Source organism: Pseudomonas sp. AP3_22 TE3818 (genome assembly GCF_053628995.1).
Window position 1 is genome coordinate 5,548,847 of the sequence record NZ_JBRJHL010000001.1, and the last position, 15,518, is coordinate 5,564,364.

13 protein-coding genes are annotated in these 15,518 nt (G+C 61.7%); 3 read left to right on the forward strand and 10 right to left on the reverse strand.

Features of this window, described 5'->3' with window-relative positions; genetic code table 11:
* Window positions 1-61 precede the first annotated feature (61 nt).
* From AB7M25_RS25285 to AB7M25_RS25295, 3 genes are all read right to left on the reverse strand, one after another.
* Window positions 62-1,420 carry a DUF1329 domain-containing protein gene (locus AB7M25_RS25285; RefSeq protein WP_007971965.1) on the reverse strand — a complete coding sequence of 453 codons (1,359 nt, stop codon included), beginning with the start codon at window positions 1,418-1,420 and terminating at the stop codon, window positions 62-64.
* A 41-nt stretch (window positions 1,421-1,461) separates the two neighbouring features.
* Window positions 1,462-3,465 (reverse strand): DUF1302 domain-containing protein, encoded by a 2,004-nt coding sequence (locus tag AB7M25_RS25290; protein WP_429385541.1) that lies wholly within the window; start codon window positions 3,463-3,465, stop codon window positions 1,462-1,464.
* 123 nt (window positions 3,466-3,588) lie between these two features.
* Complete coding sequence (locus tag AB7M25_RS25295) at window positions 3,589-4,155, reverse strand: RBBP9/YdeN family alpha/beta hydrolase (protein WP_116581054.1); 567 nt, start codon at window positions 4,153-4,155, stop codon at window positions 3,589-3,591.
* 355 nt (window positions 4,156-4,510) lie between these two features.
* Between AB7M25_RS25295 and AB7M25_RS25300 the strand changes: the two genes are divergently transcribed.
* A complete protein-coding gene (locus AB7M25_RS25300) occupies window positions 4,511-5,545 on the forward strand; it encodes an AraC family transcriptional regulator (protein WP_454238137.1) in 1,035 nt (344 codons plus the stop codon).
* Window positions 5,546-6,190: 645 nt separating this feature from the next.
* Here AB7M25_RS25300 and AB7M25_RS25305 read toward each other — a convergent pair.
* The 7 genes from AB7M25_RS25305 to AB7M25_RS25335 all read right to left on the reverse strand — a co-directional run bounded on the left by AB7M25_RS25305 (window position 6,191) and on the right by AB7M25_RS25335 (window position 12,601).
* Window positions 6,191-7,201 (reverse strand): YeiH family protein, encoded by a 1,011-nt coding sequence (locus AB7M25_RS25305; RefSeq protein WP_429385535.1) that lies wholly within the window; start codon window positions 7,199-7,201, stop codon window positions 6,191-6,193.
* The gene (locus tag AB7M25_RS25310; RefSeq protein WP_007979217.1) at window positions 7,198-7,524 is read right to left on the reverse strand and encodes a Rieske (2Fe-2S) protein; all 327 of its coding nucleotides are present in this window, start codon (window positions 7,522-7,524) and stop codon (window positions 7,198-7,200) included. Before AB7M25_RS25310 ends, AB7M25_RS25305 begins: the two co-directional genes overlap by 4 nt.
* The gene (locus tag AB7M25_RS25315) at window positions 7,521-8,183 is read right to left on the reverse strand and encodes a DsbA family oxidoreductase (protein ID WP_429560287.1); all 663 of its coding nucleotides are present in this window, start codon (window positions 8,181-8,183) and stop codon (window positions 7,521-7,523) included. Before AB7M25_RS25315 ends, AB7M25_RS25310 begins: the two co-directional genes overlap by 4 nt.
* A complete protein-coding gene (locus AB7M25_RS25320) occupies window positions 8,180-9,511 on the reverse strand; it encodes an MFS transporter (RefSeq protein ID WP_454238138.1) in 1,332 nt (443 codons plus the stop codon). The genes AB7M25_RS25315 and AB7M25_RS25320 overlap by 4 nt, the downstream gene beginning before the upstream one ends.
* A 92-nt stretch (window positions 9,512-9,603) precedes the next feature.
* Window positions 9,604-10,656, reverse strand: coding sequence for a BKACE family enzyme (locus AB7M25_RS25325; protein WP_007979210.1), 1,053 nt, complete (start codon window positions 10,654-10,656; stop codon window positions 9,604-9,606).
* A gap of 102 nt (window positions 10,657-10,758) precedes the next feature.
* On the reverse strand, window positions 10,759-11,607 hold the full coding sequence (locus AB7M25_RS25330; RefSeq protein WP_007979208.1) for a TauD/TfdA dioxygenase family protein: 849 nt from the start codon (window positions 11,605-11,607) through the stop codon (window positions 10,759-10,761).
* A 13-nt stretch (window positions 11,608-11,620) separates the two neighbouring features.
* Window positions 11,621-12,601 carry a quinone oxidoreductase family protein gene (locus AB7M25_RS25335; RefSeq protein WP_429385528.1) on the reverse strand — a complete coding sequence of 327 codons (981 nt, stop codon included), beginning with the start codon at window positions 12,599-12,601 and terminating at the stop codon, window positions 11,621-11,623.
* 202 nt (window positions 12,602-12,803) lie between these two features.
* Between AB7M25_RS25335 and AB7M25_RS25340 the strand changes: the two genes are divergently transcribed.
* Together AB7M25_RS25340 and AB7M25_RS25345 are read left to right on the forward strand one after the other, a co-directional pair.
* The gene (locus AB7M25_RS25340; protein WP_429385526.1) at window positions 12,804-14,726 is read left to right on the forward strand and encodes an alkaline phosphatase D family protein; all 1,923 of its coding nucleotides are present in this window, start codon (window positions 12,804-12,806) and stop codon (window positions 14,724-14,726) included.
* A gap of 140 nt (window positions 14,727-14,866) precedes the next feature.
* Window positions 14,867-15,361, forward strand: a complete 495-nt coding sequence (locus AB7M25_RS25345; RefSeq protein ID WP_454238139.1) for an adenylate kinase — start codon at window positions 14,867-14,869, stop codon at window positions 15,359-15,361.
* Window positions 15,362-15,518: the final 157 nt, after the last annotated feature.

Sequence of the window (15,518 nt, forward strand, 5' to 3'; positions counted from 1 at the left end):
GGTTCATCGCGAGCAAGCTCGCTCCTACAGTGGATAGTGCGACCGTTTGCTTGCGGTTGGCTTAGCGAATGCCGGCGCCTGCCAGGGATTCCGAAGACCACTGGGCCTTGGAGAGCGGCTCGATGTACTTGATGCCGCCGTAAGGACCGACCACACCGTTGATGTTGTACGAACCACCCACCAGGTCGTAGATCATGAAGGGCGTCGAATCCGGAACCTGCTTGTCATAGCTCTGACTCAGGAAGGCGAAGGAACCGCGATACAGCTGGCCACGGGCGTCATATTGATCCGAGGCCAGAGCGGTCCAGCTGTCTTCGTCGAGGTAGAAGCGGCGCTTGGCGTAGATGTGACGGGCACCGGCCTTGAGGTTGCCTTCGACGACCCACACGCGGTGTTTTTCCCAGCGCACGAAGTCCGGCGCGAGGTGGTTGGCGGTGGTCAGCGACTTCGGATCCTGGACGTAGGTCAGCTTGTAGGTGTTGTAGGGCACGATCATTTCCTGCTTGCCCACCAGCTTCCAGTCGTAGCGGTCCAGCGCACCGTTGAACACGAACACGTCATCGTAAGTACCTGCACCGGCGGTACCCGGGTTAGGCGTGTCGTACGCCAGGCTCGGCGCCAGTTTCACCCGACGCTGACCCGGCAAGTACTGCCAGGCACGACGCGGCTGCTGCAACGGGTTGGCGGCGTCCTTGAGCATGATCGCCTCACCGGCACGGCGCGCAGGGCCGGTGTACGCCAGCTTCATCTGGTAGTACACGTCGGCGCTGCTGATCGGCTGCGAGAGGTTTTCATAGATCGGGTAGGAGATGTTCGCCTGCCCGGTGGTCGCCAGGCTCGGCACACCGGCGGAGTCGACGTTCCAGGAGTCGTACTTGGAGCTGATGCTGACGCCCTGGTAGCGCAACAGGAAGTTCCACATCGCTTCGTTGCCCGACTGCGGAATCGGGAACGGAATGCCCGGCAACACGTTGTCGATGGCCAGGCCACCTTCCAGGGACTTGGCGCCGCTGGCGTTCTTCACGCCGTTATCCAGAATCGCTTGAGGCAACGAAACGGTGCGGTGCGTCGGGAACACGTCGACACGGAACGTCGGGAAACGCTTGGCCAGTTCTACCGTGGTTGCCGTGAGCAGGCCCTTGTATTGATCGACGTTCTTGCCGTCGATCACCACCAGCGGCTTTTCACTGGCAAACGGATCCGGGCGCATGCTGTCGCCGGCTTTGAAGCTGGCCGGCGCGGTGGTCAGGCCACCGTTGTAGGCGGGAATGGAGCCATCGGCGTTCCCGGCTTTTTCGGCGCCCACCAGCGTCAGGCTGGTGCCCAGTTTGGCAGCTTCCTGGGCTGAAACAGCGGCCTGTGCCTGGGCGGCAAGGACCATGGCCAGCGAAGCGGCCAACACGGTTTGTACAAATTTCATCTTGTTATTCTCCTGCTTGCATTGAGCAAATCAGTGGTGAATCAGAATGTTGTTTTCATCGTCAGGTACACGGCACCACGGTCCTCGGTCGTGGCACCACCGCCGGAGAAGGACGAGTAGCCGCCGGCGTAGCAGGCGTAGTTTTCGTTGCCGCTGAAGGCGTTCGGGGTGGAGCCGTCGCCGCCGTTCGGGCCGGTGCTCACACCGCTGACGTTGCACTTGTCGGTCTGGCCGAAGGAGTCCACGTACTTCAGGTCGACAAAGTATTTGTTGTACACAATGGCGCCCACGCCCACGGCATAGTTGCCGGTGTCCTTGGCCCCGCCACCGGAGACCGGCGACACGCCATCGAGACCGACGTTGACGGACATCGGTGCGTTGAGGTCGACACCGGGGAACACCTGGTACCAGGTCGGTGTGAAGTTGACCGCCAGGCCCCAGTTGTCACGGGTCGGCGCGTCGATGCCGCGATAGCTGTCCTTGCCCTTGTAGAGCGCCTCGTTCTTGCTATCGAGCTTGAGCAGGTTGCTGTAGTACAGCTCGGCCAGCACGGTGGCCTGATCGAACACCGGGGTTTTCGGCAGGGTCATCAGACCGTTGAGTGTCCAGTGCAAGGTGTCGCCTGTGGCGCTCATGCTGTCGCCACGGCTCGGGGTGTCGTAGACCACACCGGTGGCGTCCGTACGGGCAGGCAGCAGACCCAGACCTTGACCCAGGCCCAGCGGGCTGCGGGTACTGACGATCGCCGGGATACTGGCCAGCGGCATGTTGTGACGAACGTTCAGGTCCGAACCGACGCTGATCCCGCCGACATCCTTGGACAGGCTCAGGCCAAGGATCTTGATGTTGTCGGCATAGGCCAGTTGATAGGTGGCAGTGTCCAGCGAATTGAGGGTGTTGATCACCGCAGGCACTTGCCCCGCCGGACGGGTGCCGTTCGGGTTGGCCGAGGTAATGCCCCTGGCGTCCAGATAAGCTTGCGGCAGGATTTCCGAGGTTTCGCGGTAGTAAACGCCGAGGGTGCCATCCAGCCACGCCGGCGACCACTTGGCCATGACGCCCCAATCGCCGCTGTCATGCGGTGTCAGGTCCTTGCCGCGACGCACATTGGTCAAGGCATTGCACGGCGCCAGCCCACAACCCAGCGGGCTGCCCGGTACCACGGCGTTGGTGTTGCCCAACAGGAACGATTGCGCGCCGAAGCCGACCAGGTCGGAACCACCGTAATAGGTGCCCGCTTCCGGCAGGCGCGCGGCATCCCAATTGAGGAAATACTGGGCACCCACGGTCAGCTCGGGGTTGACGGTGAACGTCATCGACAGCTGGTTACGCGGAACGAACAGTTCCTTTGCTTCGGTACCCGGCGAAGCGGCAAGCTTGGCCAGGTCGAGGCCGGACTGGCCATAGCTGACCGAGTGCACCGGGTTGAGAATGGTCTCGCCCCAGAACACGTTGTGCTGGCCGGCCTTGGCGCTGAACATCGACTCCTCGCCCACTTCGGTGCTGTAGAACACGAAGGCATCGAGGATTTCGCCGGAAGGACCGCTGTAGTAGCGCTGGGCATAGTTGCTCAGGTGCGGGCTGCCGTTGCCGACGTTGTCATGGGTGACCCCGGCCAGGCGCGGGTCGTTGGCAATCAGGCCCGAACGCGCATCGTTGCCGTTGACGAACGGGTTGGAATTGGAGCCGGTGTTGTCATAGGCCTTGTCGTACCAGCTGGCGGCGCTGACGCGAAAGCCCATGGCGTTTTTGTAGACCACGTCCATTTCGGTCAACAGGTCGATACGGTTGGTGATGTTGGTGCCGGCCTTGCGGAAGTTGTAGTCGCCGTCGTTGTTGTTCGGCGTTCCCAACATGCGTTTGTCTGCGCTTTCAGTGCGCACGCCGTAGTTGTACTTGATGGTGTTATCCACCCGTACGTTCCAGTCCGGATTCCCCGTCTCGATTTCGGCCCCATGGGCCACCGGTACGGTTGCCGCGAGAATGGCCGAGGCCAGCAAGGTGTAGCGTGGAGCGGTGAGGCCGTGACTCTTGTTGTTGTGCATTGCGTTGTCTCCGCCTTTTTGTATTTGTTTTTAGCGCAGCCGCCCTCACGCAAACCTCTTCGGGTTTGCGTTTAAGGAATGAGGGCAAAGGCCGGTGGCGTACTGCCAGTCCAGCTCCTTGTACTAGCGGTCCAGCTCCAGGATGAGTGCTTCGGCTTGCGGCCAGTGGCCAAATCCTGCGGCCGGATTGAGGTGACCGACATCGCCCAGATTGAGCAATTCGGCGCCCCAGCCTTCTGCCATGCGGGCGACCGCAGGCAGCGTGGCAAGGTGATCGTTGGTGCTGCCGGCCACGATGCTGCGAAATGGCAACGGACCTTGTGGCAGTGGATTCCAGCCCTGGCTACGCAGGGTTTCGGAGGATGGATAGTTTGCCGGCCAGACCGCATCGAGGTCCGGTGGCGCGGCCAGCAAAGCGCCCTTGATCGGACGGCTGTAGTGCGCAGCCCAGTGCGCGACCATCAGTACGCCAGCACTGTGGGCCACCAGAATCACCGGCCCGTCGATCTGCTCGAGTTCGTGCTGGATGGCCCGCACGCGAGCCATGCAATCGAGCTTGTCGGTCTCCAGCGGCGGGACGCTACGCACGTTGCTCAGCCTGGCTTGCAGCAACGTTTGCCAATGTTCGGCCACATGCTCGCGCAGACCTGGAACGATCAGAACGGTGGCGGCAGTTTGCAGTTTGTCCACGGTCAACACCTTCGCTTTCTCGATAACTCGACTGGCTGTTTTCGCCAGGGGCTTTTTGTAGGGTCGACATTAAAGAGCGCCCACCCGAAGCGCTTTACATTGGACGTCAGGCACTTTTCTTTTGATGACAAATTGTCGGACACTCGGACGCGTGACCGCCGGTCTAAAAACCCCGCAGGTTGGCGCAAGGTCACTGTAATCAACGGATGAGCGCTGATGGCTCAATGCAGCGTAGAAGATGGGTGAGCGCACAGCATGAAAACCATCGACGACATGACAACTGTTCAACTGTTGATACGCTGGATATAGTCGCCACGCTCACGCCAATCGCCATCGGCACAGGGAAGCCCCTCGCATGACCAAGCTTGTTCGCGCCGCCGTCTTGACCAACTACCTTGAGGTCACCCAGTACCTGGGTTTCAACCCGCGCGACGTGCTGGCCGCTGTCGGCCTGAGCAGGGCCCAACTGCAAGCCCCTGAACACCGCATCCAGATCGATGCCGCCGTGCGTCTGCTGGAAGACTCCGCCACCGCCAGCGGTTGCCAGACCTTCGGCCTGAGCATGGCCGAGTCGCGCCAGCTCTCGGACTTCGGCGTGGTCAGCCTGTTGCTCAGCCACCAGCGCACCCTGCGCGATGCCTTGCAGGTCGTGGTGGATTACCGACACCTGATGAACGACTCGCTGGCCATCTTCATCGAAGAGGCCGGCAAGATGGTGATCATTCGCGAAGAGGTGGTCACCGAAACGCCCATGCCCAGCCGCCAGGCCACGGAGCTGGCCATCGGCGTGATGTTCCGGCTGTGCTCGGCCCTGCTCGGCAGTCACTGGCACCCCTACAGCGTCAACTTCATGCACCAGGCGCCGGACAACCTGCACCTGCACCGCCGGCTGTTTGGCTGCAAACTGGAGTTCGGCAGCGAGTTCAACGGCATCGTCTGCCCCGACATCAGCCTCGACATGACCAACCCCAACGCCGACCCGGCCATGGCCCGCTACGCCCAGAGCTACCTCGACTCGCTGCAGGGCCACGAAGGCACCTCGATGCTGTTCGAAGTGCGCAAGGCCATCTACCTGCTGCTGCCCATGGGACGCGCCACCATCGAACAGGTCGCCCAGAGCCAGGGCATGAACGTGCGCACCCTGCAACGCCGCCTCAAGGACGACGGCTGCGCCTTCAACGATGTGATCAACGACGTGCGCCGAGATCTGGTGCTGCGTTACCTGGACAACCCGAACTACTCGCTGAGCCGCATTGCCGACATGCTCGGCTATTCGATGGCGAGTTCGTTTACGCGGTGGTTTATCAGCCAGTTCGGGATGCCGCCGGCGACGTGGCGTGCGCAAAAACAATCCACGGCGAAACCTGTCGCAGGCCCGAAAGAATCCTGAGTCGAGCACACACATGTAGGAGCCGGCTTGCCGGCGATGGACTCCGGTGCCGCGTTTATCCAACTCACCCGCGTAATCGTTAACGACCATCGCTGGCAAGCCAGCTCCTACAGGGGACCGTGCCCACGCTGAAACTGTAGGAGCCAGCTTGCTGGCGATGGACCCAAGTGCGCCGCGTTTATCCAACTCACCCGCGTAATCGTTAACGACCATCGCTGGCAAGCCAGCTCCTACACGGAAGCGTGCCCACGCTGAAACTGTAGGAGCCAGCCTGCTGGCGATGGACTCCAGTGCGCCGCGGTCATCCAGTTCACACGCGTTTTCGTTAACGACCATCGCTGGCAAGCCAGCTCCTACAGGGGACCGTGCCCACGCTGAAACTGTAGGAGCCAGCTTGCTGGCGATGGACTCCAGTGCGCCGCGTTCATCCAGTTCACCCGCGTTTTCGTTAACGACCATCGCTGGCAAGCCAGCTCCTACAAGCGACCGCGTCCGAGTTCTAACCTGTGAAAGCCGCAAAAAAAACGGCGACTGCTGGTACAGTCGCCGCGAAAGACCGGTGTTTGTGACACCGGTCGAGAGCCCCACGGCATGAGGAGTCAACGCCGTGTGGCCCTGCCATAAAACCTGTGCGTGACGAGACGCTCAGAGCCCCCAGCGCAGCAGCAACAGCACCAGCACGACGAGGAAGACCGTCTCCCCCACCATCAGCAGGATCGGCTTGATCCCGACCGCCGCCAGCTCGCGCAAGCGGGTCTTCATGCCCAGGGCACTGATGGAAATCACCAGGCACCAGCGCGACAGTTCGTTGACCGTGCCTTGCACCGCAGGCACTACCCATCCCGTGCTGTTGATGCAGGCCAGGATCAGAAAGCCGACGGCGAACCACGGCAACAACGGCGGGCGTTTGCCAGTCGGGTCGGCGCCTTGCATGCGGGTGATCATGGCGGCGGTGACGATCACCGGCAGCAGCATGGCAACGCGCATCAGCTTGACCACCGTGGCCGTGTCGCCGGTCTCGGTCGACATGCTGTAGCCGGCGCCGACCACCTGGGCCACGTCGTGGATCGTGGCGCCGAGGAAAACGCCCGCCACCTGCGGCGACAACTGCAGCCAGTTGGCGATCATCGGGTAGACGATCATCGCCAGGGTCGACAGTGCCGAAACGCCGATCACAGTGAACAGTGTGGCGCGCTCTTTCTGCGGATGGTTCGGCAGCGCCGCTGCCAGTGCCAGGGCCGCCGAGGCGCCGCAGATGGCGGTCGCGCCGCCGGTGAGCATGCCGAACAGGCGCTGGAAACCCAGGGCCTTGGCGGCGACCACCGACACACTGATGGTCACCACCACCAGGATCACCACCAGCGCAATCGGCTTCCAGCCCAGCGCGGCCATTTGCTCCAGGGTGATGCGCATGCCCAGCAGCGCCACGCCAATGCGCAGCACCGTGCGGGCGGTGAACTCGATACCGGCCTTGCACGGACCGTCATCGGCGAGAAAATTCAGGGCCATGCCCAGCAGCAAGGCGAACAGCATGACCGGCGCACCGTAGTGCTCGGACAGGAACGACGCGGCGGCCGCGACAATCAGGCTGACGATAAACCCCGGTGCCAGTTCGCGCGTGCGACTGTGGATGCGGGTGAGAGCAATGGCGCTCATGGCGCGGCCTCCTCGGAAACGATGACGATAAACGCCTGGTCGTCGATGATCTCGACCGGGTAGTTGGTGACTTTGACTTGCCTTGAGTTGAGCAAATAGCCGCTGTGCAAATCGAAGCGCAGACCATGGGCGCAGCATTGAATCACCCGGCCCTCAAGGCGCCCGCCACAGAGCGAAGCGCCCTGATGCGGGCAGCTGTCGTCGATGGCAAACAGCTGCCCGTCGACGTTGAACAACGCCAGGCTTTTGTCCTCGAATTCGAACAGTGCCCGGCCACCGGCCTGCGGGTGTTTGCCGGCCGGCACGGGAATGCGCCGGGTCATGCTGGCTGCCGCTCGCGATCACTTTCCTTGAGGGCCTCGTTCATGGCCCCGAGCAGCGCCTGAGCAGGTTGTGCACCGATCACCGTCATGCGGTTGTCGAACTTGAAGCTCGGCACGCCACTGGTCGCGCCGGGAGATCCTTCGAACGGCGTGGCATCGCCCTTCAGGCAATCGAGCAGCCCGTCCGGAGCGACGCCGCAGGAGCGGGCAATGGCCAGCAAGGTCTCGCGGCAACCGAGGTTTTCACGTCTCAGGAAATAAGCGGCGAACAGTCGTTCGAGCAGCATTTCACGCTGACTGGCATTGCCCAGTTCGCTGACACGCTCGAACAAGCGATGGGCGTCTGCGGTGTTGGGCATCGTCTCGATACGGCTGAGGTCGATGGCCAGGCCAACCGCACTGGCCGCCTGCTGTACCTGGGTCTGGCGCATGGTCATGGCATCGGCATTGCCCAGGCGCTTGCGGTAGAAATCGGCGAAGGGTTCGCCCTCTACCGGTATCTGAGGCAACAACTGCACGCCATGCCACACCGTGGTGATCTGCACGTCCGGGTGGCGACTGCGAAACTGCACCTGCGCATGCTCCAGTTGGCGTTTGCCGATCAGGCACCAGGGGCAGATAAAATCGAAAAACACATCAATACGTAAACGACGACTCACAACTTCACCTCTAAACCCGCTTCACCGACAGGGTCAGGCACGCTCTGACCCTGAAGCCGGGCAATATCTCTGTGGTAATGACACTTGGCATAAAAGAACACCGCCGCCGCCGCGAGGCTGACCAGTGGCACCAGTTGAAACGCGGCATGCAGACCGATGAGGTCGGACACCCGGCCGGTGATGAACGGCCCCGGTGCCAGCCCCAGCATGTTGTTGGCCAGCGTCAGCGTGGCGAACGCCGTACCGTGCACCGAGTAATGGGTCAGGTTGGCAACCATTGCACCGGCGGGGCCGGTGGTGCCGGTGGCAATCGCCATGCCCAGGCAGATCAGCAGCAGTTGCACTGGCCCTGCCTGTAAGGCAAACGCCGCCGACAACAGCAGGCAACTGCCCAGGCAGAAGCCGATGGCCAAGCTGACCTTGCGCTCCGGCGAGTTGCGACACAGACGATCGCTGAGCATGCCGCACAGGATCATGCCCGCACCGCTGCACAACACGATGATCGCGGCCATGCCGCCGGCCTTGTCGGTGGGCATGTCGTAGTAGCGGTTGAGGTAGCTGGGAATCCACACCATCACCGTGCCGCCGACGAACAACTGCAAGCCGCTGGCGATGTAGGTCGACACCACCGAGCGGCTGGACCAGAGCGTGCGCAGCGGACGCTTGACCACGGCAGCCGTCTTGTTCGCTATCTGCGCGGCACGTTGTGGTGCAATGCGCGCTTCCTTGACGATGAGCGGATAGAGCACCGCCAGAAACAGGCCAAACAGCGACATGCCGGCGAACGACCAGCGCCAGCCGAGCTTGGCGGCAATCGCACCACCCAACGCCATGCCCAACACCGAACCGAACATCCCGCCTGCCATGAAGGCACTGGCCAGGGTGGCCCGCATGTGTTTGGGGAACACCGAAATCACCACCGCGATGCCCACGCTGCCGTAGGCGGCTTCGCCGACACCGACCATGAACCGCGCGATAAACATCTGCTGGTAGTCCTGCGCCAACGCACAACCCAGGGTCGCCACGCTCCACAGGAACGCCATCAGCGCCAGGCTCTTGACCCGGCCGAAGCGGTCGGCCATCAACGACAGGGGAAACGTCAGCAGGCCGACCATCAGGGCAACGATGCCGCTGAGCAGACCCAGCTGTCCGTCGCTCAACGCCCACTCAGTCTTGAGCAGCGGGAATACCGCGTTCAGTACCTGACGCGACATGTAATCGGAAATCAACAGGCCGAACGTCAAGGCAAAGACGATCCAGGCATATTGGCGCGCAACGCCGACTCCGCTGGAGTCGTCATCGTCAGCGGCTATTGGGTGAAAGGCCATGCAGCCTCCTCAAGAGCTTTGTTTTATTTTTGTTATCAAGCGTGTAACGGTCAGGCGGACGAGAGGTCACGGCCTCTCGCCCCGACCCTCGGTCAACCGCGTTGCGGTACACCTTTTTGCCCAGCCTTGCGGTTGGGGGCCATGCCGTTGGCCAACAGGGTTTCTTCGATGGTTTCGTACTGCACGCCGATGCGGTAGATCTCGCGGGCTTCTTTGCCGGTGGCGATTTCGCGGCCCAGTTCATGAGCGATGCGCACGGTTTGCTGGATCTGCGCCACCGAACCGAAACGATCGCCCTTGTGATCAATGATAGTGTCTTCATTGCCCACGCGCGGGTGCATGCCCATGGCCATCGACATGGTGTTGAACGGCATGACGTTCTTGAGCAGCGATTCGGAGGTCAGGGTGCAACCGTCCGGTGCGCGGTGGATGAAGTTGAAGAAGTTGAACGGGTTCGGGCCGTCGAAGCCGCCGCCGATGCCGATCCAGGTCAGGTTCAGCGGGCCCTTGTAGATGCCCCTGCGCACCAGGCGCTCGAGGGTTTCCATGGCGTGCATGCCGGTCAACTGGAAGTGCGGCTGGATGCCGTTGTCCATCAGGCGCTTGAGGTGCTCGGCAACCCAGGCAGGACCTGCCGGTACGGTCATTTCGCTGTAGGCGGCCTGGGTTAGCGGATTGGCCAGGGAAGTGCCTTCCAGGTATTCCGGATACAGCAACTCCATGATGTTCATCTGGGTGGTATTGATCGCCACGGTGACCTGATCCGGCTTGGGGGTCAGCTCGGCCAGCATGTGGCGAGTGTCGTCTGACAGCCACTTGGCCGCTTCGCCATCGCTTTCCGGGGCGAAGGAAATCGAACCGCCGACCTGGATGATCATGTCCGGCACGGCTTCACGCACACCGGCGATCAGCTCGTTGAATTTCGACAGGCGCTTGGAGCCCTTGCCATCCAGTTCACGCACGTGCAAGTGCAGAACCGTGGCGCCGGCTTCATAGCATTCGACCGCTTTCTGGACTTGCTCGTCCATGGTCAGCGGGATGTCTTCCGGGAAATCTTCCGGCATCCACTCCGGGCCGTACGGGGCCACGGTGATGACTACCTTTTCCATGTTTTCCGGGTGCAGCGAGTCGTCGAAGAATTGCATGGTCTACTCCAGTTCTTATGATTGTCCCGCCCACCCGGGGTCGAGCCGGGCCGGCGTGTTTACGAGTGCGGATGCGCGAGTGCGAATGCAGGTGGCGTTCGATCAGAACGTCTTGTCGCCGATGATCCCGGCACGTTCCATCTTGCGATGGCAGGGCGGGTAATCCATGACGGCGTAATGCTGGGTACTGCGGTTGTCCCAGATGGCGATGCTGTTCGGCTTCCAGCGCCAGCGCACCTGATACTCGGGGATGTACGCCTGACTGATCAGGTAGCGCAGCAATTCGCCGGCGCCGGGGTTGGCGTCCTGGCCGAAGCGCACCCGCTCAGGGGTGTGGTAGTTGCTGAAGTGAGTGGTGAACGCGTTGACGAACAGCACCTTCTCGCCGGTTTCCGGATGGGTGCGCACCACCGGGTGTTCGGCGTCCGGGTACATCGCCTTGAGCGCCAGGCGTTTTTCAATCGGCATCGCCGCACCGAAGCTCGCTTCGATGCTGTGGCGGGCACGCAGGTCGGCGATCTTGACCTTTACGTCTTCCGGCAAGTTCGCATAGGCCTGGACCATGTTGGTCCACATGGTGTCGCCGCCCACTGGCGGGCATTCCACGCAACGCAACACGCAGCCCATCGGCGGTGCTTCGCGCCAGGTGGCGTCGGTGTGCCAGGCGTTTTCATAGCGGTCCATCGGCTGGTCCGGATTCTTGTAGATCCGCACCAGTCCCGGATGATCCGGATCACTGCCGGCCACCGGATGATCTTCCAGCTCGCCGAAGCGTCGGGCGAAGGCCACGTGCTCGGCGCGGGTGATGTCCTGATCGCGCAGGAACACCACGCGGTGCTTGAGCAACTGGGCACGAATCTCGGCAAACAGACCGTCGTCATGCACCGCGTCGGCCAGGTTGACGCCGATCAGTTCGGCGCCAATGCTGCAGGTCAATTGTTCGACTTTCATGGCTGGCCGCTCCTTAAACGACGAAAATCGAAGAGCCGGTCGTCTTGCGCGATTCAAGGTCGCGATGGGCCTGCACCGCGTCCTGCAGGGCGTAGTGCTGGTTGATCTCGATCTTGATCCGGCCGCTGCCGACGTGGTCGAACAACTCGCCAGCCAGGGCGGCTTTTTCGGCCGGGTCGCTGATGTAGTTGGCCAGGGCAGGACGGGTCAGGTACAGCGAACCTTTCATCGCCAGCATCACCGGGTCGAACGCCGGAATCGGTCCAGAGGCGGTGCCCACGCAGACCATCAGGCCACGGGGTCTCAACGAATCCAGCGAACCCATGAAGGTGTTCTTGCCAACACTGTCGAACACCACGTTGACGCCCACGCCGTCGGTCAGTTCGCGAACGCGAGCGGCGACGTCTTCATGGCTGTAATTAATCGTATGGTCGCAACCGTGAGCCCGGGCGATTTCCGCCTTTTGCTCGGTCGAAACCGTGCCGATCACGTTCAGGCCCAGCAACTTGGCCCACTGCGAAACGATCAGGCCGACACCACCGGCAGCGGCGTGCAGCAGGATGCTGTCGCCGGCCTTGAAGTCGTAGATGCGGCGCATCAGGTACGAAGACGTCAAACCGCGCATGGTCATGGCGGCGGCAGTTTCGAAGCTGATGGTTTCCGGCAGCTTGATCAGCGGCGCGGCCGGGATCAGGCGTTCGGTGCTGTAGGCGCCGAGGGTATTGAGAAATCCGGTGTAGGTGACGCGGTCACCGACTTCGACGTTGGTGACCCCTTCACCCACGGCCTGAACCACGCCGGAAGCCTCGACGCCCATGCCATTAGGCAGAGGAATCGGATAGGTACCGTTACGGAAATAGGTGTCGGCGTAGTTCAAACCAACCGCCACATGACGCAGACGAACCTGGCCTGGACCGGGTTCGCCGACTTCGACGTCCTCGTAACGTAGAACTTCGGGACCACCGGTTTCATAAAAGCGTACGGCTTTGGCCATTTTTCTTATTCTCCAATCTGCAATATGGGCGTGTTGCATCGAATTGCGCTGATTGGACTGTAGGACGAGGCCTGTTGAGACGCTTCTCATCAGGCGACAATGGCTTTTCATTTCATGACAGGCAGAAACGGGATCTTTCCAGCTGGTTCTGCCACCTGCGCTATCATCGCCCGCCTCGATGCCCCAAGAGCCTTGACCCCGGATGTCCGAAACACTGCCACTGCCCGATGATCACCCAGCCCTGCCGCCGGTCCTGGCGGGCCCGCTGCTGCGGCGCCTTGAGCCCACGCGGCTGGTGCTGTGGCTGGTGGGTTCGCGGGCGCTGGCGCTGACCTTGCGCCTGCAGGGCGTCGGTGACATCCGCCTCGACAGCGGGCAATGCACGGTGATTGCCGTCGGGGCTCATGCCTTTGTGCACTTGATCGACGTGCCACTCGATTGCGCCCTGCCCTGCGACGAGTCGATCGACTACGACCTGCTGATCGATGGTGCAGAACAAGGCATCGCCGACTGGGCGCCGCACCTGCTGTACGGCGATGCCCCTTGCCCGAACTTCGTCCTGCGCGCACGGGTCGATCAATTGCTGCACGGCTCTTGCCGCAAACCCCATCATCCGGCGGCAGACGGCTTGCTCTGCGTCGACCGGTTGCTGGCGCAGGACCATGCAGCCAAGGACCGTCCGGCACTGCTGATGATGACCGGCGATCAGGTCTACGCCGACGATGTCGCGGGGCCGATGCTGCGGGCGATTCACGCCTTGATCGAGCGCCTGGGCCTGTTCGGCGAACACCTCGAAGGCGCCGTGGTCAGCGACAGCGCCAGGCTCTACGAGCATCCGGCCAGTTACTACCACCGTGCGGATCTGCTGCCGGCGCTGCAAAGCAATGAAACCCTGCGCGAGCGTTTCTTCGGTGGCGCACGCAAGCCGATCTTCACCAGCAGCAGTGCCGACAATCACCTGGTGACCTTCGCCGAAGTCATGGCCATGTACTTGCTGGTCTGGTCGCCAGTGCCCTGGACCCTGATCACGCCCCAGGCACCGACGCTGACACCGGAACGGCTCAAACGCTACGCCCTGGAACAGACGCGCATCGATACCTTCACGGCAGGCCTTGGCAACGTCGCGCGGGCACTGGCGCATCTGCCGACGCTGATGATGTTCGACGACCACGACATCACCGATGACTGGAACCTGTCCGCCCAATGGGAGGAAACGGCCTACGGCCATCCGTTCTCCCGGCGCATCATCGGCAACGCGCTGCTGGCGTACATGCTGTGCCAGGGCTGGGGCAACAACCCGGATGCCTTCGCTGCCCTGCTGCACAAGGCCGGTGCGTTGAGCGCCAGCACACCGGAGCGCCACCTCGACAGCAGGGTCCAGGACGACCTGATCGATGACCTGCTGAAATTCCAGCACTGGCATTACGTGCTGCCGACCACCCCGGCCATGGTCGTGATCGACACCCGCACCCGGCGCTGGCGCAGCGAAATGAACCTCAAGCAGCCTTCCGGCCTGCTCGACTGGGAAGCCCTGAGCGAACTGCAACAGGAACTGCTGGACCACCCGAGTGCGATCATCGTTTCACCGGCGCCGATCTTCGGCGTCAAACTGATTGAAACCGTGCAGCGAGTCTTCAGCTGGTGCGGTTATCCACTGCTGGTGGACGCGGAAAACTGGATGGCCCATCGCGGCGCGGCCCAGGTGATCCTGAATATTTTCCGCCACTCGCGCACGCCGGGTAACTACGTGGTGCTGTCGGGCGATGTGCACTACTCCTTCGTCTACGAAGTGCTGATCCGCCACCGCAAGGCCGGTCCACGCATCTGGCAGATCACCAGCAGCGGCATCAAGAACGAATTCCCGGCCACCCTGCTCGAATGGTTCGACCGCCTCAACCGCTGGCTGTACTCACCCCGCTCGCCGCTGAACTGGCTGACCAAACGTCGACGCATGCGCATCGTGCCGCATGTCCCGGAACACGCCGAAGCCGGAGAGCGGCTGTGGAACTCGGCGGGCATCGGGCAGGTGTTCTTTAATGAAAAGGGTCAGCCGCAGGACATTTTTCAACACAACGCCAATGGCTCACCAAAGACACGAATGGTTGCGCCGGAGGGTGAGTACTAAAGGTATAACCCCTGTGGGAGCGAGCTTGCTCGCGATGGCGGCGTATCAGTCGACATCGATGTTGGCTTTGAGTCCGTCATCGCGAGCAAGCTCGCTCCCACAGTGATCCTCGTCAGGCACATAGGTAGAGGCAACTCGGCATGAACCTCACCCGCACCCTGATCATCGGCAACTCCGGCTCCGGCAAGAGTTGGCTGGCGCAGCGGCTAGCCCAGCAATTGCGTGAGCCCTGGACCGATCTCGACCGGATTCACTGGCTGTCGGACGAACACAGCATCCCCCGCCCCCGAGCCGAAGCATTGGCCATGGCACGGATCGCGGCCGACGAGCAACGCTGGGTAATCGAAGGCGTTTACGGCTGGATCATCAGCGAAATCCTCCACCGCGCCACGGCCTTGATCTGGCTATGTGTCGATCACAAGGAATGCGTCGCCAACATTCACCAACGGGAAACACAGGATGACGAACGGTTGGTGGCAATGCTGGAGTGGGCTGGCAGCTACCGCAAGCGTGATGACTCAAGTGGATTTGCTGCGCATCAGCGGTTGTTCGAAGGCTTTAACGGATCAACCATTCAGTTGATGAATCGAACTGAAATCACTGCGTTTGCGAGTGTGATGCCAAGCACCGGTTAACCACTGAAACTAACCCTTTCAAATCGGATCTGGACTACAACACTTGCGGAAACGTCTTTTGAAACGCCAATGGATACTCAACATCTATCCAGATGCGGAGAAGACAATGCGATTTATCCGATGCCTGCTGAGTCGTCGCATGATGAAAAAAGACACG

Excerpts from the sequence above, each read along its gene's own strand:
- AB7M25_RS25285 (WP_007971965.1), bottom strand. The coding sequence starts at position 1,420 with ATGAAATTTGTACAAACCGTGTTGGCCGCTTCGCTGGCCATGGTCCTT.
- AB7M25_RS25290 (WP_429385541.1), bottom strand. The coding sequence starts at position 3,465 with ATGCACAACAACAAGAGTCACGGCCTCACCGCTCCACGCTACACCTTG.
- AB7M25_RS25300 (WP_454238137.1), top strand. The coding sequence starts at position 4,511 with ATGACCAAGCTTGTTCGCGCCGCCGTCTTGACCAACTACCTTGAGGTC.
- AB7M25_RS25305 (WP_429385535.1), bottom strand. The coding sequence starts at position 7,201 with ATGAGCGCCATTGCTCTCACCCGCATCCACAGTCGCACGCGCGAACTG.
- AB7M25_RS25310 (WP_007979217.1), bottom strand. The coding sequence starts at position 7,524 with ATGACCCGGCGCATTCCCGTGCCGGCCGGCAAACACCCGCAGGCCGGT.
- AB7M25_RS25320 (WP_454238138.1), bottom strand. The coding sequence starts at position 9,511 with ATGGCCTTTCACCCAATAGCCGCTGACGATGACGACTCCAGCGGAGTC.
- AB7M25_RS25325 (WP_007979210.1), bottom strand. The coding sequence starts at position 10,656 with ATGCAATTCTTCGACGACTCGCTGCACCCGGAAAACATGGAAAAGGTA.
- AB7M25_RS25330 (WP_007979208.1), bottom strand. The coding sequence starts at position 11,607 with ATGAAAGTCGAACAATTGACCTGCAGCATTGGCGCCGAACTGATCGGC.
- AB7M25_RS25335 (WP_429385528.1), bottom strand. The coding sequence starts at position 12,601 with ATGGCCAAAGCCGTACGCTTTTATGAAACCGGTGGTCCCGAAGTTCTA.
- AB7M25_RS25340 (WP_429385526.1), top strand. The coding sequence starts at position 12,804 with ATGTCCGAAACACTGCCACTGCCCGATGATCACCCAGCCCTGCCGCCG.
- AB7M25_RS25345 (WP_454238139.1), top strand. The coding sequence starts at position 14,867 with ATGAACCTCACCCGCACCCTGATCATCGGCAACTCCGGCTCCGGCAAG.